General features: G+C 74.6%; 18 protein-coding genes. 8 read left to right on the top strand and 10 right to left on the bottom strand.

Going from position 1 to position 26,018, the window contains the following annotated elements:
- Positions 1 to 9 precede the first annotated feature (9 nt).
- Positions 10 to 669: a response regulator transcription factor gene (locus J2S42_RS33760; RefSeq protein ID WP_307245794.1), complete on the bottom strand. Its 660-nt coding sequence runs from the start codon at positions 667 to 669 to the stop codon at positions 10 to 12.
- Between the two features lie 86 nt (positions 670 to 755).
- Positions 756 to 1,715 carry a helix-turn-helix domain-containing protein gene (locus J2S42_RS33755; protein WP_307245792.1) on the bottom strand — a complete coding sequence of 320 codons (960 nt, stop codon included), beginning with the start codon at positions 1,713 to 1,715 and terminating at the stop codon, positions 756 to 758.
- Positions 1,716 to 1,767: 52 nt separating this feature from the next.
- Between J2S42_RS33755 and J2S42_RS33750 the strand changes: the two genes are divergently transcribed.
- Entirely contained in the window at positions 1,768 to 2,463 is a 696-nt protein-coding gene (locus tag J2S42_RS33750; RefSeq protein WP_307245791.1) for an alpha/beta fold hydrolase, read from the top strand.
- Between the two features lie 95 nt (positions 2,464 to 2,558).
- Here J2S42_RS33750 and J2S42_RS33745 read toward each other — a convergent pair whose 3' ends face one another.
- Positions 2,559 to 3,215, bottom strand: a complete 657-nt coding sequence (locus tag J2S42_RS33745; RefSeq protein WP_307245789.1) for a hypothetical protein — start codon at positions 3,213 to 3,215, stop codon at positions 2,559 to 2,561.
- 32 nt (positions 3,216 to 3,247) lie between these two features.
- The gene (locus tag J2S42_RS33740; RefSeq protein WP_307245787.1) at positions 3,248 to 3,871 is read right to left on the bottom strand and encodes a hypothetical protein; all 624 of its coding nucleotides are present in this window, start codon (positions 3,869 to 3,871) and stop codon (positions 3,248 to 3,250) included.
- Positions 3,872 to 4,073: 202 nt separating this feature from the next.
- Here J2S42_RS33740 and J2S42_RS33735 point away from each other — a divergent pair, with 202 nt between their 5' ends.
- Entirely contained in the window at positions 4,074 to 4,715 is a 642-nt protein-coding gene (locus tag J2S42_RS33735; RefSeq protein ID WP_307245785.1) for an alpha amylase C-terminal domain-containing protein, read from the top strand.
- 16 nt (positions 4,716 to 4,731) lie between these two features.
- On the opposite strand, the gene J2S42_RS33730 is transcribed toward J2S42_RS33735, so the two are convergent.
- Both J2S42_RS33730 and J2S42_RS33725 read right to left on the bottom strand, forming a co-directional pair.
- On the bottom strand, positions 4,732 to 5,913 hold the full coding sequence (locus J2S42_RS33730; RefSeq protein WP_307245784.1) for a sulfotransferase family protein: 1,182 nt from the start codon (positions 5,911 to 5,913) through the stop codon (positions 4,732 to 4,734).
- 18 nt (positions 5,914 to 5,931) lie between these two features.
- A complete protein-coding gene (locus J2S42_RS33725; RefSeq protein WP_307245782.1) occupies positions 5,932 to 9,126 on the bottom strand; it encodes a DUF6318 family protein in 3,195 nt (1,064 codons plus the stop codon).
- A 185-nt stretch (positions 9,127 to 9,311) separates the two neighbouring features.
- On the opposite strand from J2S42_RS33725, the gene J2S42_RS33720 reads away from it, so the two are divergent.
- Positions 9,312 to 11,084 carry a VWA domain-containing protein gene (locus tag J2S42_RS33720; RefSeq protein WP_307245780.1) on the top strand — a complete coding sequence of 591 codons (1,773 nt, stop codon included), beginning with the start codon at positions 9,312 to 9,314 and terminating at the stop codon, positions 11,082 to 11,084.
- A gap of 52 nt (positions 11,085 to 11,136) precedes the next feature.
- On the opposite strand, the gene J2S42_RS33715 is transcribed toward J2S42_RS33720, so the two are convergent.
- Entirely contained in the window at positions 11,137 to 11,736 is a 600-nt protein-coding gene (locus J2S42_RS33715; RefSeq protein ID WP_307245778.1) for a MarR family winged helix-turn-helix transcriptional regulator, read from the bottom strand.
- Between the two features lie 86 nt (positions 11,737 to 11,822).
- Between J2S42_RS33715 and J2S42_RS33710 the strand changes: the two genes are divergently transcribed.
- Positions 11,823 to 12,278, top strand: coding sequence for a YybH family protein (locus J2S42_RS33710; RefSeq protein ID WP_307245776.1), 456 nt, complete (start codon positions 11,823 to 11,825; stop codon positions 12,276 to 12,278).
- A 25-nt stretch (positions 12,279 to 12,303) separates the two neighbouring features.
- Entirely contained in the window at positions 12,304 to 13,488 is a 1,185-nt protein-coding gene (locus tag J2S42_RS33705; protein ID WP_307245774.1) for a MarP family serine protease, read from the top strand.
- Between the two features lie 6 nt (positions 13,489 to 13,494).
- Here J2S42_RS33705 and J2S42_RS33700 read toward each other — a convergent pair whose 3' ends face one another.
- Positions 13,495 to 19,062 carry a beta strand repeat-containing protein gene (locus tag J2S42_RS33700; RefSeq protein WP_307245772.1) on the bottom strand — a complete coding sequence of 1,856 codons (5,568 nt, stop codon included), beginning with the start codon at positions 19,060 to 19,062 and terminating at the stop codon, positions 13,495 to 13,497.
- Positions 19,063 to 19,137: 75 nt separating this feature from the next.
- The gene (locus tag J2S42_RS33695) at positions 19,138 to 20,271 is read right to left on the bottom strand and encodes an LCP family protein (RefSeq protein ID WP_307245770.1); all 1,134 of its coding nucleotides are present in this window, start codon (positions 20,269 to 20,271) and stop codon (positions 19,138 to 19,140) included.
- Positions 20,272 to 20,597: 326 nt separating this feature from the next.
- On the opposite strand from J2S42_RS33695, the gene J2S42_RS33690 reads away from it, so the two are divergent.
- The 3 genes from J2S42_RS33690 (at position 20,598) to J2S42_RS33680 (ending at position 25,395) form a co-directional block, all read left to right on the top strand.
- The gene (locus J2S42_RS33690) at positions 20,598 to 22,703 is read left to right on the top strand and encodes a primosomal protein N' (protein ID WP_307249180.1); all 2,106 of its coding nucleotides are present in this window, start codon (positions 20,598 to 20,600) and stop codon (positions 22,701 to 22,703) included.
- A gap of 225 nt (positions 22,704 to 22,928) precedes the next feature.
- Positions 22,929 to 24,176, top strand: a complete 1,248-nt coding sequence (locus J2S42_RS33685) for an ATP-binding protein (protein ID WP_307245768.1) — start codon at positions 22,929 to 22,931, stop codon at positions 24,174 to 24,176.
- 70 nt (positions 24,177 to 24,246) lie between these two features.
- Positions 24,247 to 25,395, top strand: a complete 1,149-nt coding sequence (locus tag J2S42_RS33680; RefSeq protein ID WP_307245765.1) for a carbohydrate binding domain-containing protein — start codon at positions 24,247 to 24,249, stop codon at positions 25,393 to 25,395.
- A gap of 262 nt (positions 25,396 to 25,657) precedes the next feature.
- Here the strand turns inward: J2S42_RS33680 and J2S42_RS33675 are convergent, their stop codons facing one another.
- Positions 25,658 to 26,005 carry an anti-sigma factor family protein gene (locus tag J2S42_RS33675; protein WP_307245763.1) on the bottom strand — a complete coding sequence of 116 codons (348 nt, stop codon included), beginning with the start codon at positions 26,003 to 26,005 and terminating at the stop codon, positions 25,658 to 25,660.
- Positions 26,006 to 26,018: the final 13 nt, after the last annotated feature.

Raw genomic sequence — 26,018 nt, 5'->3', positions numbered from 1 at the left:
CCGCCCGGATCATTCGGTGCAGAGACGGTATCCCACGCCGCGAACGTTCTGCACCAGGTCGGGGCGGCCGAGCTTGGCGCGCAGCGAGCCGACGTGCACCTGCAGCGTGTGCTTGCCGGACCAGGTGGTCTGCCACACGTCGAGCAGCAGGCGCTCGCCGCTGAGCACCACGCCGGGCTGCCGGGCCAGCGACGCCAGGATGTCGAACTCCTTGCGGGTCAGCGTGACCGCGCGGCCGTCGACCTGCACGGTCCGGGCCGCGTAGTCGATGCGCAGCGGGCCGACCTCCACGGTCTCGGCCGCGGACCGGCGCACCCGCGTGGTCCGGCGCAGCAGCGCCTCGATCCGGGCCTGCAGCTCGGCCATGGAGAACGGCTTCACCACGTAGTCGTCCGCACCCATCCGCAGCCCGACCACCCGATCCCGCTCCTCGCCGCGCGCGGTCACCGCGATGATGCACAGGTCCGGGTCGCGGGCCCGCAGCGCGCGGCACACGTCGACACCGTCCCCGTCCGGCAGGTTCAGGTCGAGCAGGACCAGGTCACACGGCGCGGCGGAGACCGCGGCGGCGACGGTCGCGGCGTGCTCGACCCGGTAGCCGCCGCGCTGCAACATCGACACCATCGCCGCGGCGACCCGGACGTCGTCCTCCACCAGCAGAATCCGCATGCGTCCTCAGCCCGCCACCCTCGATCCGTGTCATGTCCGCAGCACAAGGTAGAACGCGGTTGTTTCGGGAAAGCGCTCTGCCGACATCACGTCGATATATCCGCGGAACGCGCCGCGGCGGCGGCGTATCGCCGCTGGTACGCCGACGGTGTCAGGCCCAGCTCACGGCGCATGACGACGCGCAGGTGCGACGCGGTGCCGAGGCCGCTGCGCCGGGCCACCACCTCGATCCGGGTCTCGCCGCGCTCCAGCAGCCGGCACGCGATCAGCAGCCGGCCACGGGTCAGCCAGGCCAGCGGCGTCACGCCGACCTGCGCGGCGAACCGGCGGTGCAGCGTGGCGACGCTGATCCCGGCCGCGGCGGCCAGCTCGGCCACCCCGATCGGCTCGTGCAGCCGGGACTGCGCCCAGGTGAGCAGCGGCGTCACCGACCCGTCCCGGATCCGGGGCAGTGGGCGGTCGACGGACTGCGACTGGAGACCGTCGCGGTGCACCGGGAACGCGAGCCGTTTCGCGACCGCGCAGCCCGCCTCCGCGCCGTGGTCGGTGCGGATCACGTGCAGGCCGAGGTCGAGCGCGGCGGCGCTACCGGCCGCGGTGAGCACGTCGCCGTCGTCGACGAACAGCGGGTCGGCTTCCACCCGTACCGCCGGGAACTGAGCTTTCAGGTCTTCGGCGAGCCCCCGGTGCGTGGTGGCGCGGCGGCCGTCCAGCACCCCGGCCGTGGCCAGCGTGAAGACGCCGCCGCCGAACGCGATCATCCGGGCCCCGCGGGCGTGCGCGTCGCGCAGCGCGGCCGTCACCGGCACGCCGGGCACGGTCGACAGCGGGCGGTCCGGGATCACCACCGTGTCCGCACCGGCCAGCGCGTCCAGACCGGCGGCGGCACGGGCGACCAGGCCGCCGCGCATCTCGGTGCGGTCGTCGGCGGCGCAGATCGTCACGTCGTAGTGCGGCGGGCCGAGCATCTCGGTGACCGCGCCGACCTCGAACGCGCTGGCCTGCTCCTCGACCAGCACGGCGACCTGCGACAAACGGATCGTCATCTGCGATTCATAGCACTGTCCAGCGGCGGCGCCGATCGACAAGATCGGCTTTGTGACACAGAAGAACCATGTCCTGATCCCCGGCGCCTGGCACGGCGCGTGGGTGTGGCAGCCGGTCGCCCACCGGCTGCGCGCGGCCGGGCACCGCGCGCTGCCACTGACCATGCCGGGCGTGGACGGCGACCCGTCCGGCGTGACCCTCGCGGACGCGGTCGGCCACGTCGTCGACACGATCGTCCGGCTCGACCTGCACGACGTGACGCTGATCGCGCACAGCTGGGGCGGTTACCCGGCGACCGGCGCTGCGGTGCGCGTGCCGGAGCGGATCGCGGAGGTGGTGTACGTCAGCGCGGTCGTGCCGCGCGCCGGGGTGTCCCAGGCCGACGAGCTGGTGCCGGAGATGGGCGCGTTCGTCCGCGGCGCGATCGAGTCGTCCGGGGGGACCGTGCCGATCGACCTCGGCTCGGTGCAGACGGTGCTGCTGCCGGGCGAGCCGGAACCGGTCCAGCGGCTGGTCGCGGAGCTGCTGGTGCCGCACCCGGGCGCGTACTTCCTGGACACGCTGGACGAGGCGACGCTGCGCGTGCCCGCCCGCTATGTGCTGGCGGAGGACGACATCGCGCTGGCGAAGCCGGGCGCGGAGTTCGCGGCCCGGCTCGGGGTCGAGCCGGTGCTGGTCCCGGGCGGCCACGAGGCCCTGCTCACCCACCCGGACGAGGTGGCGGCCGCAATACTCAAGACCGCCTGACGGCATGGATTCCCGGGCTCACTGGACGTTCACGCCGTCCGGGGATCAGGCCAGCGGGCCGGCCGCGGCACGGGCGATCCGGTTGATCCGTGTGCTCAAGACCGGGCGACGGCCGCGGTGACCGGGGTGTCGTCGCCGGACAGGATCGGGCGGGCGATGACGGCGGCCGCCGCGCCGGAGATCGCGGCGGCCAGGCCGACGGCCGGGCCGGTGCCGGGGATGTCCGAGGTGACGGCGGCCACGCACAGCGCGGTACCGGCGGTCGCCACCACCGTCATCGACAGCTGTGCGAACAGCAGCCCGGTCCGGGGCCGGACCGCACGTAGCAGCAGCACGAGCGGCACCACCGCGATCAGCGCGGCCATCGCCGGGACCACGCCGACGATGACCCCGAGAAGCACCATTCCGGCTGTCTCCGTGAACGCACCCGGCCCGGACCCCGAGCCCCGCGGCACCAGCTGCGCCGCCGTGACCAGCGGGATCGAGGCCGACGCGAGTCCGGCGAGCCAGCGGCGGCGCGGCACGACGGCGGCGCGGCCGGACTCCGCCGCGATCCGCCAGACCGTGAGCGCCAGCAGCGCCACCGGCACCGCGACCGCGAGGGCCAGCCCGGCCGGCGTCGCGCCGGCCTCGGCGTACACCGGGATCAGCATGATGGCCGCGGCGCCGGTGGTGGCGCCGACGGTCAGCGCCGCGGCGGTGACGCGGGCGGTCAGCAAAGCCGGGCGGACCCCGGACAGGTTCCATTCCATGACGAATTCCCCGTGGGCAGAGTCTCGGCCGGTCAGAAGTTCTCGCCGGTGAGGATGCGGCGGGCGGCGAAGGCGGCGACGGTTGCGGTGATCGCGGCGAGCACGCCGGCGGCCGCGTCGCCGTCGATGTCCGCGGTGACCGCCAGCGTGCCGGCCGCGGTGGCCGCGGCGGCGAACACGGTCATGGTGAGCTGCGTGGCCAGCAGTCCGATCCGGGCCCGGAACGCGCGCAGCAGCAGCACCAGCGGCACGACCACGACCAGCGCGGCAGCGGCCGCCACCCAGCCGATCAGGGCGCCCGTGAACAGGACCGCGGGCATCTCCGTGACGCCCTGCCAGTCCGCGTCCGCGAGCCACGGCGCCATCTGCGCCAGCATGATCAGCAGCACGGCGGCCGGTATGCCCCAGGCGATCCAGTGGGTCGGCGGTGCGGTTAAGGCGCGGCCGGTCTCCGCCGCTATCCGCCAGACGATCAGTGCCACCAGCAGCACCGGTACCCCGACCGCGAGCACGCCACCGGCCGGCGTCACGGGCGCGGCGTACACCGGGATGAGCAGCACCGCGGTCGCGCCGCCGATGCCGCCGACGAGCAGGGCCGCGGCGGTGATCCGGCCGGCCAGCAGGCCGGGGCGCACGGTGGCCACGTTCCATTCCATGACGAACCCCCTGTTGAGCAGTTGCTTAAAACGACCCTAGTACCCTTTGAGCGATTGCTCAACTGCCGAGGATCGCCGCCGCCGCGGCGGACCTCGCCGCGATCAAGGCGAAGATGAAGAACCCGGGCGCGTACTGGAAGCAGGAGGCGATCATCGGTGCCGGCGAGGCGGTCTCCCCACCGAGTACCTCGGCACCGGCGACGTGCAGGAGTTCCGGTACGCGCGGGACCTCAAGCGCGTGTTCCAGAACGAGAACCTGGCGTACCTGAAGAACTTCGGCGAGGGCTGGGGCTACCTGCCGTCCGGCCGGTCCGCGGTGTTCGTCGACAACCACGACACCGAGCGGGTCGGCGACACGCTCAACTACAAGAACGGCGCGGACTACACGCTGGCGAACGTGTTCATGCCGGCCTGGCCGTACGGCTCACCGGACGTCAACTCCGGCTACGAGTGGACGAACAAGGACGCCGGCCCGCCGAACGGCGGCACCGTGACCTCCTGCTGGACGGACGGCTGGAAGTGGCAGCACGCGTGGCCGCAGATCGAGAACATGACGGCGTTCCGTAACGCCGCCGGCGATACCCCGGTCACGGCCTGGTGGGACACCGGCGCCGACCAGATCGCGTTCGGCCGCGGCGACCGGGCCTACCTGGCGATCAACCACGAGTCCACGGCCCTGACCCGCACGTTCCAGATCGCACTGCCGGCCGGTACGTACTGCGACGTCCAGCACGGCGAACGCACCACGGCCGGCGGCTGCATCGGCACCACCTACACGGTCGACGCAGCCGGCCGCTTCACTGCCACCATCCCGGGCCAGGACGCGATCGCGCTCTACCGCTGATGAGCGGGACCACCCGCTAACCGGCCACGGTCGTACCGGCGAACGCGGCGCGGACGGTGTGCTCGTCCAGGCCGTAGCGCTCCAGCGTGTAGCGGTGGGTGCCGGGGGCGCGGCGGCGGTCCCGGGCGGCGAACGCGGTGAGTGCGGCCCGGTCCGCCGGGGGCAACGGCGTGCCGGCCCGGGTCCAGATCGCGGCCGTGGTGCCGGCCGGGTCGGCCACCAGGTCGTCGTACTCCACGTCGACGAAGTCCGCGGTGGCGTCCTTCCGGACCGCGTCGGCCCGTTCCGCGGCCCGGGTCCAGTAGTCGAGCCAGGTGCGGCCGATGTCGGCCAGGTCGACGCGGTGGTTGTGCATGCGCAGCGTCGCCTCGCAGAAGCTGGCCCAGGAGGCGAGCGCGACCGCGGGGTCCCGGCGGGTCGTGACGATCACCGCGTCCGGGAACGCGGTCAGCAGCGCGTCGAGGTGACCGAGATGGCAGGGGGACTTCAGCACCCACTGTGGCGTGTCGCCCCGTTGCAGCACCTGGAGCTGCCGCTTGAGGTAGGCGTAGTCGGGCGTGAAGTCGTGCGCGTCGTACCAGCTGCGGTAGCCGGGCATCGGCACCCGGGTCAGGTGGACGCCGTTGTGCGGCAGCAGGAACACGCACTCCTCCGGCTCGGCCGCGGCGAGCGGGTGGATGGTGCGCATCGCGGGCATCATCGCGTAGTACAGGCCGGCCAGCATCCGGGTGGAGACCCGGCGGCCGGCCGCCTCGGCGCCGCGCGCGGCCGGGTGCAGCAACTGCCAGAACATCGGAGCCCTGGCACCGGTACGGTGACCGAGCAGCCCGTGCAGCAGCGACGTGCCGGTGCGCGGCAGTCCGGTGACGAAGACCGGCCGGGCGACCGGCGAGTCCGCGAGCCCGGGGCGGGCCCGTAGCACGTCGCGTACCCGGCGGCGGTTCGCCAGGCGGCGCCGGACCTCCATCCGCATCGCGATCCGGCCCATCGGCGTCAGGTCCGCGGCCTGGATGTGCTCGTGGAGCGTCCGCATGCCGTCCAGGAAGCCGGCGTCCTCCTCGTCCGCGGTGTGCAGCCCGGCGGCGCGTTGCAGCCGCGGGAACCGGGACGAGGCGCGCAGCAGCGGGTCGGCGAGGCCGAGCACCGCGTTCGCCGGACCGACCCAGGGAGCCAGGCGCGGGCCCGATGTTTCCGTCATGTCGCTTTTTCCTTGTTCTCAGGCGAGTGGGGCAGTGGTCTGCAGGTCGCTGACGACCCAGGTGTCCCCGGACCGGACCAGCGCCACCTGGCAGGACAGGAACGTGAGGCGGGGCAGCGTCCGGGCCGGCCGCCCGTCCGGGCCGAGCACGGTGCCGGGGCTGCGGTCGACGACCACGCGCAGGATCGGGCGGTCCAGCGTGAAGAAGCTGTCCGGGTTGACGCTGCGGACCACGTACCCGGCTTCCTTGATCGCACCCCCGTCGCGGTACGCGCCGGCGATCGACGCGATCGCCGCCGCGCACGCGGTGCAGGCCGGATCGCTCGCCGCCGCCAGCGCGGACGTGTCCCCGGTGCGCAGCGCGTGATCCAGCGTGCTGAAGAAGTACGGTACGAACAGCTTCGCGCCCTCACTGCTCAGTTCCGACACGGCACCGCTCGGCAGCGGCGCGGAGTTCGACGCGGTCACGCTGCCCGCCGGCGGCTGCGGCGCCGCATCGCGTCCGGCACCGCCGCCGGTCGTGTAGTTGACCGCGAGCAGCACTGCGCCGGTCGCGACCGCGGTGGCGAGGACACCGGCGGCGGCAACCGTCTGCTGCCGCCGGGGCCGGGCCGGTGGGCGATCCGCGGGAGCCGGGCGCGCGTCCGCCGGCCTCCCACCCGCGGATCCGGCCGATCCGGGCCCGGACGATCCGGCACCGGGAGCCGCGGAGCTCGCACCGGCGGAACCCGCACCCGCGGGCCCCGAACCGGCGCGGCCGGAACCAGCCGAGTCCGAATCGGGGCGACCGGAACCAGCCGGCTCCGAACCGGCCCGGCGGCCGGCGTGGCCGGAACCAGCCGGGCCGGAACCGGCGAGGCGTGCGCCACCCGTGTCCGAAGCGGCAGAGCCGGGGCCTCCGGGCCCTGACCCGTCGGGCGCCCACGTGGCGCCGCCCGGCTGAGGCGGGGGCGCCGCGACAACCCGCCAAGCTCCGGATGTGCCGGGACCCGCACTCGACCGCGGGCGGGGCGCGGGCGACCGGGCCGGTCCGGAGTCCGGAACGGTCCGATTTCCCGTCACCGGCCGGGTGGGCGCGGAGTCGGCGGGACGGGCCGGCGCGTGCTCGCTCGGCGGGCGGTCGATCGAGGTCGCGGGCTTCCCGGTCGCCGCGTTCCGGTCCGGGGCCGCGGGATCCGAGCCGGGCGGCGCATCCTCCGATGCCGCCGGGGCCCATCGGTTCCCGGAGTCCTTACGGGGCCGCATGACCGGCGATTCCTGGGACTGCGACGGAGTCGCCCGGCCGGGCGTGCCGGAGCCGGCTGGCTCGGCCGGGACGGCACCACCGGCGCGGACCTGCGGCTCCCGGGCAATCAGCGGCCGCCCGGAGTCCTCCGGGTGCGCCGGCTCGGGTGAGTTCTCCCGGCCGGCCGCATCCGCCTCGGATCGCGGGCCGTCCGATACTCCCGACGGCGCGGCCGCATCCCGCTCAGCGGCACCCGGGTCTCCGCTGGCCTCGCGGTTCGTGAAAGCCCTCGGCGTCGGGGGAGCAACATCCGGCGTCGCGGAAGCACCCGGCGTCGCGCAAGCACCCGGCGTCGCGGAAGCACCCGGCGTCGCGGAAGCACCCGGCGTCGCGGAAACCTGCGGGTCTATGGGCTCCCGCGTATTCGCGGACACCAGCGGGACCGCGGATGCCTGCGGAGCCGCGGAGACCTGCGCGGACCCGGATGCCTGCGGGGACGCCGATGCCTGCGGAGCAGCGGCGGCTCGCGGATCCGCGGCAGCCCGCGGCGCGGCGTCAGCCAGTGAAGCCGCTGAAACCGGCGGCTTCGGAGGGCTTTGTGGATCCGTGCGGATGCGGCGACTCGTGACGGACGCCGGCCGTGCCGCATCGTGCCCTTCGCCGGAGGTGAGCGGACTCGCTGATGTGCGACGCTCCGAACCCGACGGATCCGCCGGGATCGGCGTATCGGCCGGGGCCCGCGGCGGGTCGACGGCGGCCGGCCGCTCGGCCGGCACCCGCGGTTTCGCGGTGGCCGGGGAACCCTGAGACGCCCCCGGGCCGGTGACGGTCCGAGGGTGCCCACCCGACGCCGACGGGCCCGGCGTGGCGCCCGGCTCCGCGAACGTCGGTGGGTCGCCCGCCACCGGCGTAGCGCCGGGTGTCCCGGCCGGTGTCTCCGGCGACGGCGCCCGGTCGGCCGGCCGCGGCATCGGGAGGCCCTTCAGCAGCATCGCCGTCTGCAGACGCCGGCCGCCGCTGCTGGTCGGCGAGTTCCAGGCCGGCACCCCGCCGCTGCTGTACGGCGAGGCGCTCGCCGGAACCGGACCACTCGGATTCGATCGGCCGCCGCGCGGCTCCGGTTCGGTTGCATCCGGCTCCGCTCGCCGTCGCCCGGTGTACCCGATGTCCCCCGCCGCCGGCGGCGATTGCCGCCCATCGGTCGCGGCGGGCGGCCCGGCCACTTCGTCGGTGATCGGTGTCCGAGCCGCGTCGGCAGCCGGCGGCCGGGCCGGTTCGCCCGCGATGATGCGGAGTTGCGCGGCCATTTCCTGGGCGGTCGGCCGGTCCGTGGGTGGTGCGGCCAGGCAGGCCTGGATGAGAACGACGAGTCCGGCCGGCAGGGCCGGGGAGGAACCCGAGGCCGCGGCGTCGGCGGACAGCGGGCCGCCGGTGATCATTTCGTGGAGCAGCGCGCCGAGTTGCTGGATGTCGTCCGACGGTTCGGGGGCGCGGCGGCCGGGGATGCTGCGGAGGAGCCAGGCGAGGCGGGCGTCGGTGATCCTCAGCTGGCCGGGGGCGGTCAGCAGCAGGTTGCTCGGCTTGAGGTCGCCGTGCACGATGCCGCGTCCGTGTGCGGCGGTCAGTGCGTCCGCGCAGGACGCGGCGACGGTGAGCGCCTCCGCGAGCGGCACCGGGCCGGTGCGGGACAGCCGGCGGCGCAGGTCGACGCCGTCGATCAGCTCGGAGACGAGCGCGACCGTGTCGTCCTCCGCGATCACCTCGGCGACCGGTACCCAGGCGGGGTGCACCCGATCGCCGAGCACCGGCGTGTCCCGGAGCAGCCGGTTGACCAGTCGTTCGTCCCGGGCGTACTCGCTGGTCAGGATCTTCACCGCGCGGGTTTCCGCGGTCTCGGCCACGCCGGCCCGCCACAGCGTGCCGTGCGGGCCGACCCCGGCCGGCGATCGCAGCTCGTACCTGCCGGCCAGCACCTTCTGCACCGTCATCCCACCGTCCGCGCCAAGGGTGCGCCCGGGCGAGGCCGCCCGGGCCGGAGCAACGCCCTGGCAACGGAGGCGGGGCCGTCCGAGTTCACGGATTGCGAATGTTGCCGTGTTGTTCACAATGCACGCCCGAACGGCCCGACGCCGCATACCGTACGCACGTCAAATCCTGGGAAAGGTAGACATCCATGGATTCAAACGGCGTGGTCGCCCGGCGCCGCCGGCCGGGCCTGACCGTGCTTCGGATATTTCTGGTGATCCTGCTCTGCCTGGCCGTGGTGGCCGCCACGATCGGCGTGCTGTGGCAGCAGGGCATGCTGTCGCTGGCCGGCAGGTGCATGTCGTCGTCGACGGTCACCGTGGTGGCCTCCCCGGCCGTGGAGCCGGCGCTCAACCAGGCGGTCGCGAAGTGGAACGCGACGCGGCCCACCGTCGACGGCGCGTGCCTGACCGCGCGCACCGTCGTGCAGGAGTCCGGGCAGGCCGCGGCCGCGGTCGGGCCCGGCTGGGACCCGGCCCGGGACGGCGGCAAGCCGGACGTGTGGGTGCCGGACTCAAGCGTCTGGCTGAGCGTGGCCGGTTCGCGCCCGGAGGCGGCCGCGCTGCTCACCGCGGAGGGGACCAGCATCGCGTCGTCGCCGGCCGTGCTGGCGCTGCGCAAGCCGATGGCCGGTGCGCTGGGCTGGCCGCAGAAGCAGCTGGGCCGGCAGGACGTGATCGGCGCGCTGTCCCAGCCGGACGTGTGGGCGAAGGCCGGGCACCCGGAGTACGCGAACGCGCGGGTCGGGCTGACCGACCCGGCGACGTCGACGGCCGGGCTCGCGTCCGTGCTGTCCATCCTGGACCCGACCGGAACCGGCGAGCTGGGTGAGCAGCAGCTGATCGCAGGCCTTCAGGTGAGCCGGGTGGTCGGTGGGTTCGCGCCGGACGCGAGCGTGTTCTTCGCGGCGCAGACCACCGCGGCCGCGGTCGACCCGAACTCGGTGGTGGCCGCGTTCCCGGCGCTGGAGAAGGAGGTCGCGGAGTTCAACGCGGCGAACCCGGGTGGCGAGATGGCGCCGGTCTACGACCCGCAGCAGACGTTCGTGGCGGACTTCCCGTTCGTGCCGCTGACCGCGGACTGGGTGTCCGAGCGGGACCGGGCCGCGGTCGCGGAGATCCGGGAGTACCTGACCGGCGCGGAGGCGCGCGCCATCCTGGCCCGGCACTACCTGCGGACGCCGGACGGCGCGGTGGCGGACGCGGCGGTGCTGCCGTCCGAGGGCGGCTACCCGGCCACGCCGCCGGCCGCCCGGGCCGCGATCACACCGGAGCGGCTGAGCCAGGTGATGGCCGCCTGGGCGGACCTGCAGCGCAAGGTGAACCTGCTGGTCGTGCTGGACACGTCCGGGTCGATGACCAAGCCGGTGCCGGGCACGCAGCTGAACCGGCTGGCGCTGTTGCAGCAGACCGCCGGTACCGGCTTCAACCTGCTGCCGCACACGATGAGCATCGGGCTGTGGGAGTTCTCCGGGCGCGGCGGCGAGCCGCACCGGGAACTGGTGCCGTTCGGGCCGTACCCGGCGATGGCCGGTGCGGTGCCGCGCGCGCAGGCGCTGACCCAGTCGGTCGGGCAGCTGCGGGCCGAGGGTGACACGCCGCTGTACGACACGGTCTACGACGCGTTCAAGACCATGCAGAAGCAGTGGGAGGCGGGCAGCACGAACTCGGTCGTGATCATCACGGACGGCGCGAACGAGGTCGCGACCGGCCTGACGCTGGCACAGCTGACCGAGAAGCTGGGCAAGGAGCAGATCAAGGAGAAGCCGGTCCAGGTCGTCACGATCGCGGTCGGCCCGGACGCGGACGCGGAGTCGCTGGAGCAGGTCGCGTCCGCGGCCGGTGGGCGGAACCTGGTGCTGCGCGAGCCGGGCTCCGCGATCGAGACGCTGGTCCTGGCCTTCACCGGCCGCCTGCAGTAGCGCCCGGTGGCAGGGGTTCCGACGCCGGGGCCCCTGCCACGTAGCCCGTGGGTCAGCGGGGTTCGTGATCCGGGCAGGAGACGCGCAGTTCGGCGTCGCCGAACGGGGCGTCCACGAAGTTGCAGTGGTGCGGTCTGCCGGTCTCCGCGGGGTGTGCGTCCGGCACGAAGAACCGGCAGGTCAGGCACATCTGCGAGACCGGGATCGCCTTCCGGTCCTGCAACTCGCGCATCAGCGTGGCGGTGCCGCGCAGCAGCGCCGCGAAATCCTCCTCGGGCAGCGCGGACACGGCGCCGCCGAGCGTCTCGGACACCTCGGTCAGCCGGGTGGCCTCGGTGCGGCCGGCCTCGGTCAGGCTGAGCCGCAGCACCCGGGCGTCGCCCGGGTCCCGGACCGCCGCCAGCAGTTCCTTGCGGCGCAACGCCTTCACCGCGTCCGACACCGTGGGTGCGGTCGAGGCCAGCGCCGCGACCAGATCGCCCTGGCGCAACGGGGTACGGCTGCCGTGCAGCAACGTCAGGATGTCCGCCTGCAACGGCGTCAGGTTCAGCGGGCCCGCGTGGCGCCACGCGTCCATCCGGACCGCCTGGCCCAGCCGGGCCAGCCCGATCAGCAGCTGCGTGGCCGGCGGCGGCCCCGGAACGTCCTCCATGTGCTCGACCTCCCGGCCCCGCAGTCTACGTGGCTGGGTGCGGCGCACCCTGGTTCCGGGCGGGCGTGCTCCCTAGCGTGGTGGCCATGACACAGGAACAGACCGTGGCGGCGTTGCAACGAGAGTGGATCTTCGGCTGGGACCGGGTGGAAGGCGTGCCGCCGCGCGACTTCCACGACGTGTTCGGCCGTTTCTACGACATGGACGCCGACGTGATCCTCTTCGACGAGGCCGATCCACGGCGCCGGACGTTCCGCACCGTGCAGGACTACGCGGACGCGTTCTGGCCGGGCTTCCAGGCGCTGCGCTCCGCGGCGCACGCGATCGAGTCGGAGCCGGAGGTGCTGGTCTCCGGCGACCTCGCGGCCAGCCGCATGATCTTCATCGCGGTGCTGACCGGCACCGACGGCGAGACCACCCACCTGCGCTGCCACAACTCGCTGGTCTGGCGGCGGACGTCCGATCGGGACTGGCACATCGTCCGCGACCAGACCGCGGTGGCGCCGATCCCGGCCGGGGAGGCGATGAGCTTCTTCGCCTGACCGGCCGCACCCCTACCCTTGACCCGTGTTCATGACCGATGTCGTTCTCCTGCTGCTGGTGCTGCTGTTCGCGGCGAGCGGCTACCGGCAGGGCTTCGTGGTGGGGACGATGTCCTTCGCCGGCTTCTTCAGCGGCGCGCTGCTCGGGCTGCAGGTCGGCCCGGTGATCGCGGCCATGCTCGCGGACCCGGGCCTGCGCGTGGTCGTGTCGCTGCTGGCGGTGTTCCTGATCGCGGTCGCGGCGCAGGCGCTGGCCGGCTGGTTCGCGACCCGGCTGCGGTACGGCATCGTGCACCCGGCCGGGCAGCGCGCCGACGAGATCGGCGGCGCGGTGATGTCGGCGCTCGCGGTGCTGCTGGTCGCCTGGCTGGTCGCGGTGCCGCTGGCGTCGTCGTCCGTTCCGTGGCTGGCCCGGTCGATCCAGGGCAGCTACGTGCTCGGAGCGGTCGACCGGGTGATGCCGGACCAGGCCGAGGTGCTCTCCCAGGGCCTGCGGCAGACGCTGAACACGCGCGGTTTCCCGGAGGTGTTCGGCGGCCTGGACGACACCCGCGCGCCGCGGGTGTCGGCACCGGACCCGGCGCTCGCCCGGACACCGGCGGTGGAACGGGCCCGGCAGTCGGTGGTCAAGGTGCTGGGCGTGGCGGGCGCGTGCGAGCGGCGGCTGGAGGGTTCCGGCTTCGTCTACGCCACCGAGCGCGTGATGACGAACGCGCACGTGGTCGCCGGCACGGACACGGTCACGGTGGAGGCCGGCACGTCGTCGCTGACCGGCCGGGTCACGGTCTACGACCCGGACCGGGACCTGGCCGTCATCTACGTGCCCGGCCTGGGTGCCCCGGCCATGAAGTGGTCGGCGGACACCGCCGCGCAGGGCGAGGGCGCGATCGTGCTCGGTTTCCCGCTGGACGGCCCGTACGACGCGCAGCCGGCCCGGGTCCGGCAGATGCAGGACCAGCGCGGACCGGACCTGTACCTGTCCGGCCAGGTCACCCGGGAGATCTACACGATCCGCGCGCTGGTCCGCAGCGGCAACTCCGGCGGCCCGCTGATCGACCCGCGCGGTAACGTCCTCGGCGTCATCTTCGCGGCCTCGGCCAGCGACCCGGAGACCGGCTTCGCGCTCACCGCGGCCGAGGCCGCACCGGTGGCCCGGTCCGGCCTGGACGCGGTGCGCGCCACCGGCACCGGCGAGTGCACCGGCGGCTGACCCGGCCTACCCCGCCCGGCGGCTGCCGAGGCGGGTGACGGCGGCGCCGGCGAGCAGGAACAGCAGGCCGGCCGCGACCAGCGTGCCGATCCGGTCGCCGGTGACCGGCAGCGGCCGGGCGTCGCTCACCGGTAGTGGGACGTACCGGCGGGCGGTGCTCAGCACCGATACCTGGGTGACGGCGGAGGTCGCGCCGGTACGCGGGTCGCGACCTCCGCACTCGTACGTGCCGAACGGCAGCCGGCTCAGCGCGAAGCGGCCGGATCCGGCGGCGCCCGCCACCATCAGCACGTCGTCCGTGGTGCGCAGCGTGTCGTCCAGGCCGGCCCACCGGCAGGTCACGTCCGCGCCGCCGATCGGGTCGCCGGTGAGGCTGTTGTAGATCGTGCCGTTCACCGAGCCGCGGCCGATGCCGGCGAACTCGGCGATCGCGGTGCCGGACGTGCCGGTACGGACGGTGACGGCCCAGTCGGCGCGGCCGTCACTGTCCGAGGTGTACGCGAAGCCGGCGACGTCGACGACCGCGGTCACCCGGTACGCGCCGGCGGGCAGGCCGCCGAACCGGTAGCCGCCGTCCGGGCCGGTGATGACGGTCCGGGCCGGGGTGGCGGCGACGGTCGTGCTGACCGCGGCGAGCGCGGCCGCGACCGACGGCGCGTCGCGGAGCTGGACCGGGACGCCGGGCAGTGGCCACTCGCCGTCGTCGCGGTCGCCGTCCTGGTTGCGGTCGAACCAGACCACGCCGCTGACCACGCTGTCACCGACCGGCGGCGGCCCGTCGGCCGGCGACGGCGACGCGGTCGGGGACGCGGTCGGGGACGCGGTCGGGGACGCGGTCGGCGAGATGGTCGGGGACGCGGTCGGCGGAGCACTCGGCGACGCGGTCGGCAGAGCACTCGGCGACGTGGCCGGAGACGCACTCGGCGACACGCTGGGTGATGCGGCCGGCGAAGGGCTGGGTGAGACAGCCGGTGAGGGGCTCACCGGCGGTGACGGAGTCGGCGAGGCCGCCGGCGGGCTCACGGACGGACTCGCCGACGGCGGGGTCCGGCGGACCAGCACCACCACGGCCTCGTCGTCGTCGGTGACCACGCTCCCCGCGTCCGGCGTCCCCGTCACCGTCAGCCGGACCTTCGCCTCCCCCGCGTCGACCTGCGCCTGGGTGAACGCCCGCACCGCCGTGCAGCGCATCCCGGCGCCCACCGCCAGCACCGCCGCCGGGCAGCTGACCGCCCCCGCGTCGTCCGCCACCGCGGTGATCGCCCGCAGCACCTGGTCGCCGCTGTTCGTCACGTCCCACGCCCAGGTGCGGCTCGCCCCGGCCACGCCGGTCACCGGCCCGCCCGCCGCCTCCGCCGTCACCGTCACGCCCGGCGCCGCCGCCCGCACCGCCACGTCCAGCGTCGCCGTCGCCGTGACGCTCCGCCCCGACACCCGGTCGGTCAGCCGGTACTCGAACGCGTCCGCCCCGGTGTACCCGCTCTCCGGCGTATAGGTGAACCCGTCGCTCGCGGCGTCCACGTCCCCGTGGTCCGGGCTGGTCAGTGCGGTGAGCACGCACGCCGCGCAGTCCGGCGCCGGCACCGGCGTCACCGTGCCGGTCCGCCCGGCCGGCACCGCGATCGCCGCCGGTGCGGGCGCGACCAGGATCCGCACCGTGCTGGACACCGTGTGCGCCCCGCCCGCGGCGGTGTACCCGAACGTCGCGATCCCGGCGAAGCCGGCCGGTGGCGTCCAGCCGACCGTCCCGCCCTGGAACGACGCGGTTCCGGCCGACGCGGTACCGACCGCCGTCACCGTGCAGCCCGGGCAGTGGTCGTTGGCCAGCACGTCCAGCCCGGTGACGGCGGCGCCCGGCGCCGCGGTCGCGGAGTCGGGCCGCGCGTCGTCGACCTCGACCGTGAGCGTCGCCGTGCCGCTCAGCCCGGTCACCGGGTCGGTCGCGGTGTAGACGACCGTCGCGACACCGGCCCACCCGGCGACCGGCGTGACCGTGACCGTCCCGCCGGTGCCGCCGGCGGTGACCGCGCCGCCGGTGACCGACGTGCTGATCGTGCAGTCCGTGCAGGCGTCGCCGGCCAGCACGTCCACGGCGACCGGCACGCCGATCCGGGTCGCCGCGGTGTCGTCCCGCGCCTGTGGCGCCACGGTCACGGTCACGACGGCGGACGCGTACGCCCCGGTGCCCGGGCGCGTCGCGGTGTACCGGTAGGTGTCCACCCCGCTGAACCGCGGCGCGGCCGTGTAGTGCACCCGGCCGCGCACGTCGACGGTCGCGGCGCCGTACCCCGGATCGGTGGTGATCGTGATCGTGCACCCGGTGCAGTCGTCGTTGGCCAGCACGTCCGTGACCACGGGCGCGGGACCGGTGGTGCTCGCGCTGTCCGGCCGCACGTCCGGCGCCGCCATCACCGTGACGGTGACCGTGCCGGTCGCGGTCGCACCGGCCGGGTCCGTGACGCGGTAGCCGACCGTGACCGTGCCCGTGCCGGCCGGGGCGTACGTGACCACGTCCCCGTCCACGGTTGCGGAGCCGGTCGCGGGCGCCCCGGTGATCGTGAGCGTGCAGCCCGCGCACAGGTCGTTCGCCAGCGGCAGGACCTCCACCGGTGTCCCGTCGACGGTGGTGACCGTGTCGTCGACCGCGCGCGGCGTCACGGTGACGACCACGGTCGCGGTCGTGGTGGCGCCACCACGGGTGAGCGTGTACGGCACCCGGGCCTGCCCGGTGAACCCGGCCACCGGGGTGAAGACGACCGCGCCGCCGCTGATCACGGCCGTGCCGGACGGCGGGCTGGTGACCGCGGTGAGCGTGCACGCGGTGCACGGGTCGTTGGCGCGCACGTCCACGGTGACCGCCTGCCCGGGCGCGGTGCCGGCGGTGTCGTCGACCGCGCCGCGGACGGTCAGCGCGATGGTGCCGTCCTCGGTCACCGGCCCGGAGACCGAGCTGGCGATCCGGTATGTGGCGGTGAACGTACCGATGTCGCCACCCGGGCTGTAGTCGAAGGTGCCGTCCGCGTGCAGCGTCAGCGTGCCCGACGACGGGCCGGTCAGCAGCGTACGGGTGCAGGTGGCCGGGCAGGCGTCGTTGCCGGCCGCGTCGCCGGTGACGGTCTCGCCGAGCAGCACGCTCGCGCGGTCGTCCACGGCGCGGGGCCCGACCGTGACCGTGACGGTGCCGGTGACGCGCAGGCCGGTGTCCGGGTCGCGCACCTGGTACGTGTAGGAGTCCGCCCCCGCGTACCCGGCGGCCGGCTGGTAGGTGGAGACGCCGGTGGCCGCGCCGACCGTGACCGTGCCGTGTGCGGGCGCGGTCCCGGGCGCGTAGACGCAGCGGCCGCACGAGCCCCCGGCTGGCAGCGCGGTGGTGAGCTCGGTGCCGTACGCGGTCTGCCCGGTGACCGCGGGCGGCGCGATCAGCACGGTGACCGGCGTGGTGACGCCGCCGCTGTTGCCGGTGACGCCGTAGGAGAACGTGTCCAGTCCCCACGTGCCGGCGCCCGGCGTGTAGGTGACCACGCTGCCGCCGCCGGTCGGGTAGACGACCGTGCCGAGCATCGGTGTACTGCCCGCCTGCGGCCGGCACGCGTTGCTGCACCCCGGGTCGTTGGCCTGCAGCGGCAGCGGGTTGATCGCGGTCTGGTAGGCGGTGGTGGCGTAGTCCGGCGCGAGGTCCGCGACGTTGATGGTGACCTGGCCGTCGGTGCCGCGCCCGGCCGCGTCGGTGGCCCGGTAGGTGAACGTGACGGCGCCGGTGGCATTCGACGCCGGCACGTACGTGAACGTGCCGTCGCCGGACAGCGTCAGCGTCCCGCTGGCCGCGCCGTTCAGGCGTGGGCCGGTGACCGGCGTCGTGCTGACCGTGCAGCCGGTGCAGGCATCGTTGGCCAGCACGCCGGTGCTCGCGGTGAGCGTGCTGTTCCTGCCGGTGCTGTACAGGTCCGCGGCCGCGACCGGGCTGACCGCCACGGTGACGGTCGCGCTGCCGGTGCTGTACCCGTCCGTGGCCGTGTAGGTGAACGTCGTCGTGCCGGAGGCGCCGGGCGCCGGGTTGTAGGTGATCGTCCCGTCCGTGCCGAGCACGGCCGCACCGGACGACGGGGTGCCGGCCGAGACGATCCGCAGCGGCAGGCCGGACGGCGCCGTGACGCCGTCCAGCGGGGTGACGGTGACCGGGTTCCCGGCGGTGGTCGAGGCGGACGTGTCGGGCACGCTCAGGCCGGCGGCGCCGAGCACGGTCACGTCCGCCCCGGCCGGCGCGGACGCGGTCACGTCCGCGCTGCGGTCCAGCACGACCGTGCCGAAGTGCGCGACCGCCGCGTTGGTCCGCGTCCCGGCGGTGGAGCCGAGCAACACCGAGTACGTCATCGTGGTGCTGCCACCGGCCGGTACGCCGATCGGGCCCTGCACGATGAGCGTGCGCCCGTCGAGGTCCGGGTCGGCGGCCGCCCGGCCGGCGATCCGCAGGCTCCCTGGCTGGTAGGTGGCGTCGGCGGGCAGCGTGTCGGACACCCAGTCGACGAGCCCGGCGGTGTTCGCAGCATTACTTAGCGTGAGCTCGTAGGAGGCCACGCCACCGCCGGCCGGCAGGATCGCACCGGCCGGCGCGGTGACCTCCTTGCCGAGCGTGACCGGCGCGGTCGCGGAGACCGCGGGCAGCGCACCGAGCGCCGTACCCCCGATGTCGGTGTGTTTGACCTGGGTGCCGCTGGCGATGTACTGGATCGGTTTGAGCGGCGCCGCCGTGCCGCTCGGCCCGGTCGCCCGGAACACGTACCGGGCGGTGTACGGGCGGGCGGGGCCGCTGGCGCCGGTGAGGTAGAGCCGGTCGGTGTAGGTGACCGGAGGTGCGGTGCCGTCCGGGGAGATCGTCAGCTCGGTGCGTTCCAGCCGCCACGCCCCGGCCGGGAAACCGGCGAGCGCGTTCGGCGTGTAGGCCAGCACGCCGGGATCGTTCGGCGGGCCGGCGCCGAGCGTGCCGGTGTTGCCCTGCACGGTCACCGTGACCACGTCGCCGAGCGACGCGGTGGCCGCCGGCGTGGACGCGGTCACGCTCTGCACCTTGTTCGCCAGCGCCTTGATCGTGTCGGTCACGTCCGCGTAGGTGAACGCCCGGGTGCACAGCGGCGTGCCGGCGGCGGGCGCGCCGTCGTACAGCGTGACCGTGTGACTCTGCGGGACCGTGGTGGTGCCGGTGGCGGTCAGCAGCAGGTACCGCGCGGCGCTGCCGCCGCCGGGCAGCGCGGGAAGCGCCGCGTGCGCCGGCTGGCCGGACGCCAGGCCGACCACGCCGCCGGTGAAGCCGCTCAGCTGCAGCCACAGGCGGGAGCGCGCGGTCGCACCGGCCTCGACCCGGTATCCGGCGTAGGCGGACATCAGTTGCGCGGTGCTGGCCGAGTCGACGTAGAAGTGCGGGTTGTGCAGCGCCACCACCGCGGGGGTACCGCCGTCACCGCACCGGGGCAGCACGGCCGCGGCCGCCGGGCCGGCCGGGCCGGTGGCCGGTGCCGCCAGCGGCACGAGCGTCAGGGTCAGCGCGACAGCGGTGACGCGGCGTGCCGTGCGCGGCATACGGCCTCCCGGGTACGGCGACGGCTCTGTCGACGCCCCGATCGGCCCACCCGGCCGCGAGCTGAGGACTTCCGGTCACTCGGTGGCGCGGAACTCCGGGTGGGCGGTGAGGAACTCGCCGAGCGTGCCGTTCTTCGCGGCGGCGAGCATGGACAGCGACGTCTCGTCCAGCGCCTCGTAGTCGACGCCGTCGACGGTCTCGGTCTTCGGCTCGCCCGCGTTCGTCCGGATCAGCGTGAGCTGCTCGGAGCGCAGGTTCTTGAACGTGAAGACGTAATCGGCCAGCGGGATGCCGCCGGTGTCCAGCAGGAACGTGTCCCCGGCCGCCTTGACCAGCGCGTTCAGCCTGCCGAGGTCGGTCAGCGTGCCGGTCGTGGTGGCCTCGTCCACGATCGCCTTGATCAGCTGCTGCTGGTGGCGCTGCCGGCCGTAGTCGCCGTCGCTGAGGCTCTTGCGGATCCGGACGTAGTCGAGCGCCTCGGTCGCGTTCATCCGGCGGCAGCCCTCCTCGTGGACCAGCGGCGTCGCGCCCGGCGGCAGCTGCATGCCGTACGCCTCGGAGTACCAGCCCTGGACCAGCTTGCCGTTCGCGTCCCGGCCCAGGTGGATCGACTCGGCGCGCTCGTCGACGCACATGTCCACGCCGCCGAGCGCGTGCACCACGCTGCCGAAGCCGCCGAAGTCGATGATCGCGGCGCCGTTGAACCGGATGCCGGTCTCCCGGTGCAGCGTGGTGGACAGCAGCTCCATGCCGCGCGCCCGCTTCTCCACCTCGGATCCGTCGCCCTGGTATCCGTACCCGAACGCGGAATTGATCTTCTCGGTCGAGCCGGTGAAGCCGGTCCGGTCGTAGGCGGGGATGTCCACCCGCCAGTCCCGCGGTATCGAGATCAGGTACGCGCGGTCGTGACCGGCCGGCACGTGCAGGATGATGATCGTGTCGGCGAGCACGCTGCCGGTCTGCCCGGGAGAGCCCTCCTCGCGCGCGTCCAGGCCGGCCAGCAGCAGGTTCACCGGGCCGTCGATGCTGTTGCCGGTCTCCGCGTTCGCGGCTGCGGCCTCGCCCTGCAACAGGCCGGTCTGCGGTACCGCGCGGTTGACCATGCTGCGGGCGACCGCGACCGAGCCGATGCCCAGCACGGCCACCACCAGCACGGCGATCACCGTGATCCGTGCCCATCGTGGAACCTCGCGGCCGTTGATCGTCACCGGTGCACCCGCCTCATCCGCCGTGATCGTTGTCGTCCTCGCATACCCGCCCGGCCGTGACCTCACTCCCCGGGCCCTCATGACTGCCCGGGCGCTCGTGACTCCCGGGCCGTTCGTGCAACGATTCGGGGGTGGGAGACGAGTCGGCCGAGCTGTCGCTGGACGGGCTGACCCTGACCGTGGACGCGGTCGGGGGCGGCGCGGCGGCGGCCCGCGCGGTCGCGTCCCGGGCCGCGGCGCCGCCGCTCACGAAGGGGCGGTCCCGTGCCGCGAAGCCGAAACCGCCCCGGGAGCCCGCCGCGGAGCTGCCTGTCGCCCGGGTCTGTGTGGACGTGCCGCTGCCCCACCTGGACCGCGCGTTCGACTACCTGGTCCCGGCCGAGCTGGCCGGGACCGCGCTGCCGGGCACGCGGGTGCGGGTCCGGTTCGCCGGGCAGCTGGTCGACGGGTGGCTGCTGGAACGCGTCGCGGAGTCCACCCACGAGGGCAAACTGGGCTTCCTGGACAAGCTGGTCTCCCCGGAACGGGTGCTCAGCGACGAGGTGTCGCAGCTGGTCAAGGCGGTCGCCGACCGATACGCGGGCAGTCTCGCCGACGTGCTGCGGCTCGCCGTCCCGGCCCGCCACGCCCGCGTGGAGCAGAACCCCGGCACCCCGCCGACGGTACGGGCGGACAGCGCGACCGCCGAGGCGGAGCACCCGGCGAGCGCGCCGGTGGAGCCGGTCCCGGCCGTCGGCGAACCGGCGGTGGCCAGGCCGGTGCCCGGCGGCCCGCCCGACGCGGCACCGGCGGCCAGCGGGTCCGCCGCCGCGGAACCGGCGGCTGACGAGCGGGCCATACCCGGGCCGGCGGCTGAAACACTGTCCGCGGCGGGCCGCGCGGCGCAGGACGGCTGGTCCCCGTACCCCCATGGCCCGGGTTTTCTGCAGGCGCTCGGTGAGGGGCGCGCGCCGCGGGCGGTGTGGTCCGCGATTCCCGGCGAGGACTGGCCGCGCCGGATCGCCGAGGCCGCGGCCGTCACCGTCGCCGCCGGCCGGGGCGTGGTCGCGGTGGTGCCGGACGCCCGCGACCTGGACCGGCTGGACGCCGCGCTGACCGGCACGCTCGGCCCCGGCCGGCACGCCACGCTGGCCGCGTCGCTCGGCCCGGCGAAGCGTTACCGGGCGTTCCTGTCCGGGCTGCGCGGCCACGTGCCGGTGGTGATCGGCACCCGGGCGGCCGCGTTCGCGCCCGTGCACCACCTGGGCCTGGTGGTGATCTGGGACGACGGCGACGACTCGCACGCGGAGCCGCGCGCACCCTACCCGCACGCGCGCGAGGTGCTGCTCACCCGCGCGCAGCTGACCGGCGCGGCCGTACTGGCCGGCGGCTTCACCCGCACCGCGGAGGCGCAGCAGCTGGTCGAGACCGGCTGGGCGCACGAGTTGACCGGCAGCCGGGACGCGATCCGGGCGCGCGCGCCGCACGTGGCCCCGATCGGCGACGACCCTCAGCTGGCTCGCGACCCGGCCGCCGCCACCGCCCGGCTGCCCAGCCTGGCCTGGCAGGCGGCCCGGGAGGCGCTGCGCGCGGGCGCGCCGGTGCTGGTGCAGGTGCCGCGCCGCGGCTACCTGCCGTCGGTGGCGTGCGGGACCTGCCGCGAACCGGCCCGCTGCGCGCACTGCCAGGGTCCGCTGGAGTTGCGCTCGTCCCAGGGCGTGCCGGGCTGCCGCTGGTGCGGCCGGGTCGCCGCCGGCTGGACCTGCCCGGAGTGCGGCGGCCACCGGCTGCGCGCCTCGATCGTCGGCGCCCGCCGGACCGCCGAGGAGCTGGGCCGCGCGTTCCCCGGCGTGCCGGTCCGCACGTCCGGCCGCGACGAGGTGCTGCTCCGGGTGCCCGCCGAGCCCGCCGTGGTGGTCTGCACGCCCGGCGCCGAACCGGTCGCGGACGGCGGCTACGGCGCCGTGCTGCTGCTGGACACCTGGGCGCTGCTCACCCGCGCCGACCTGCGTGCGGCCGAGGAGGCGCTGCGCCGCTGGCTGACCGCGGCCGCGCTGGCCCGCCCGCAGCGCGCCGGTGGCCGCGTGGTGGTCGTCGCGGACGGCGGCATCCCGGCCGTGCAGGCGCTGCTGCGCTGGGACCCGGCCTGGTACGCCGCCCGCGAACTGGCCGAACGCCGCGAACTGGGCTTCCCGCCCGCGTCCCGGATGGCCAGCCTGACCGGCCAGCCGGACGCGGTCGCCGACCTGCTCGACACCGCCCGCCTGCCGGACGACGCGGAACTGCTCGGCCCGGTGCCGGCCGACGACGACCAGGAGCGCATGCTGGTCCGGGTCCGCCGCGGCGCGGCCGGCGCGCTGGCCAAGGCACTGCACGAGGCCGCCGGCGTCCGCAGCGCCCGCAAGGCCCCGCACCCGGTGCGCATCCAGATCGACCCGCACGACCTCTTCTGAGCGCGGCCCGGCCCGCGCCGGGCGCACAGTCACGAGCCACCCCGCGACGGCCACCCGGCTGACTCTGCAACTGTAAAGCCACCAAGTCCGCAGGCGTAAAGTCAAAGACGCCGCAACCGTAAAGCCCGACTTCCCGCAACTGTAAGGTAAACGGTGCCGCAACTGTAAAATCAAGATGGCTCCGGCGTACGCTGATCTCCTGAGGTTCGCTGCGGGAAGAGGGACATGGGCAGGTCTGATCTGATCGCACGTCGCGCACAGGCGCTCGTCGACGACGCGCTCGCGGACACCCGCGTGGTGCTGGTCAACGGCGCTCGCCAGTCGGGCAAGAGCACGCTGGTCAGGGTGGTCGCCGGTGCCCGCGCCTCGCAGCGCCGCGACCTCGACCTGCCGCAGGACCGGGAGGCGGCGTCGGTCGATCCGGTCGGCTTCGTGGAGTTCCCCGGCCTGATGGTGATCGACGAGATCCAGCGCGTGCCGGAGCTGCTGCTGGCGATCAAGGCCACCGTCGACGCGGAGCCGTCACCCGGCCGCTTCCTGCTCAGCGGCTCGTCCCGGTTGCTCGGGATGCGCGGCCTGCCGGACGCGCTGCCCGGCCGGATGGAGACGGTCGAGCTGTGGCCGTTCTCCCAGGGCGAGATCGACGGCACGCCGGACCGGTTCGTCGACGCCATCTTCGCGCTCGGCCCGGAGCTGCGGCACGAGTCGGACCTCAGCCGTGCCGACTACGCGGCCCGCATCGTCCGCGGCGGAATGCCGGAGGCCGTCGCCCGCGCCGATCCACGGCGGCGCGGCCGGTTCCTGGACAGCTACGTGCGGGCGCTGATCGACCGGGACGTGCAGCAGCTGGCCGAGATCGACCGCGTGCCGCAGATGCGGCGCCTGATCGGGCTGCTCGCAGCCCGCTCCGCGACGATCGTCCGCGGGCTGGAGAACGACCTGGAGCTGAGCCGCCCGACGATCAACCGGTACCTGCAGCTGCTCGACGAGATCTTCCTGATCAAGCAGATCCCCGGCTGGTCGAGGAACCTCGGCCGGCGGGCCACCCAGTCGCCGAAGATGGTCTTCGTCGACTCCGGTATCGCGGCGCAGCAGCTGGCGATGGACGCACACACGCTGCTGCGGCCGGGCGCGCCGCTCGGCGGGCTGCTGGAGGGATTCGTGCTCTCCGAGCTGGCCCGCCAGCTGACCTGGTCGGAGCAGCCGGTGGAGCTGTCCCACTACCGCGACCAGGACCGGGTGGAGGTCGACGCGGTGCTGGAGAACCGGCGCGGTCAGGTGGTCGGCATCGAGGTGAAGGCCGCGTCGACGGTCCGGGCGGACGACTTCCGCGGTCTGCGGCGCCTCGAGGAGCGGCTCGGTGACGACTTCGTGGCCGGGATCGTGCTCTACACCGGGACGTCCACGCTGCCGTTCGGACCGCGCCTGCGGGCGATGCCGGTCGGCGCACTCTGGCAGGTCGCCGCACCGTGACCGGGTAGGGACATCGATAGGTGTGTCGCTCTACGATGTCGGTCGGCCATATTCGTACGCAGGGAGCGGCATGACGGAGAGCCAGGAAAGTCCGGTACGGCACTTCTGCGCGCAGCTGGATGCTTTCGTCCGGGCATCGGGGCAGACCCGGTCGTACGTGGTGGGCCGGCATCCGATGAGCGACTCGCAGGTCTACGCGGTGCTGGCCGGCACGGTGAAGACGCCGCCGTCGTTCGACCGGATGGTGGTGCCGATCATCGAGATCTGCGGCGGCGGCCCGGCCGCGGTCGCACAGTGGCGGACCCACCACGACACCATGGTCCGCGTCTACGAACTGCAGAAATCCCTGCGCCGCAAGGGTACGGCCGGAGCGGCCACGCCGGACGACGCCGCTCCGGAGGCGCCGGTGGTGGACGAGCCGCCGTCCGCCGCGCAACCCGGCTCCGGCACGCCGCCCCCCTTCGACACGCCGCCCCGCTTCGACGCGCCGCCCGGGTTCGACGCACCGCCCGGGTTCGACGTGCCGCCGGGCCACCACCGGTTCACCGCGGCCGAGCCGCGGCCGGTGCGCCGCCCGCGCCGGCTCCTGCTGCTGGTCGCCGCGATCGTGGCGGTGCTGGGCGTGGTGGCGGGCACCGTGGCGTGGGCGTCGTTCGGGCGCGACCCGGGATCCGGGCCGGAGGCCGGCGCGACGACCGGGACCGGGGCGCCGGAGCCGCCGCAGGCCGTGGCCGGTGCGGCGCCGGGCACGGGCACCTGTCCGGGCCGGGCGCCGGAGGCCGGCGGTGACCTGCTGGAGCAGCCGCTCCCGGACACACCAGGCAGCCCGAACCGGGACGCCTGGTGGTCGAACAAGAGCGAGGTGCGGCTGGAGCGCTTCGACACGCACAACTGGGTCGCGGCCGTGCCGGACAGCGCCGGGATGAAGCCGTGGGACGTGATCGTCATCCGCGGCTGCCTGATGGTGACGTCCGGGCACCGCTACCGGCTCACGTTCACCGCCTCCGCGGAGGTCACCACGGCGCTGAACGTGCGCGTGCAGCAGAACGCGGAGCCGTACCAGGAGTCGCTGACGCTCGACGGGCAGCCGCGCCAGTACTCGTACGACTTCACCGGGAAACTGACCAGCCCGACCAGCGAGCTGACCTACCAGGTGGGCGGCAACTCGGAGACGCGCATCGAGGTACGCGACGTGGTGCTCACCGATCTGGGCGTCTGATCCCTCCGGAAACCCTCCGGAACCACCACCCTCCGGACCGCGGCTGACCTGCGGTGATGCGGCTTTTACTCCGATCTGCTGCGGAATCGCGGACCGCGGGCCGTCCCGCCTGATCAACTAGGCCCCGGACGCCGATGACCGCGGGACACCGCGGCGACCGGCGCCGCCCGGTGTGAGGCAGGACGGTTCCGCGGCAGAAAACGGGGGTCGCGGACCCGTCAGCCCGGCGGGTCCCTGCTCGCCCGCCCGCCGCGTGACGACATCAGACGCCGGGCGGGAAGTCCGGTGCCGGTGCGGCGCCGCGGGCGAGCGTGCCGACGGAGGCGCGGCCGGGGCGGCGGTCGCGGGTGCCGCGGGCGCCGCGGCAGACGGGCGCGCGTACGGCCGGTGGGCGATCCTCCTCCTCGGCCAGTATCTCGGCGATGTCGTCCGCGGTCAGCAGCCCGAGCGCGGACGTGACGTGGGTGAGTTCCGCGACCTCCGCGCGGCAGGCCGCGCACTCCTCGAGGTGCGCCACGGTGCGCGCCTCCTCGGCGGCGGAGAGCCTGCCGAGCGCGTAGAGCCCGAGAAGCGTGCGGGCCGCCTCGTCGGTGCAGCGGTCCGCGGTCATACCAGCGACCACC

The sequence above is a fragment of the Catenuloplanes indicus genome, from assembly GCF_030813715.1.
Taxonomy (GTDB): Bacteria; Actinomycetota; Actinomycetes; order Mycobacteriales; family Micromonosporaceae; genus Catenuloplanes; species Catenuloplanes indicus.
The sequence above is the reverse complement of the archived record's forward strand: the minus strand, read 5'-3'. Positions and strand labels throughout refer to the sequence as shown.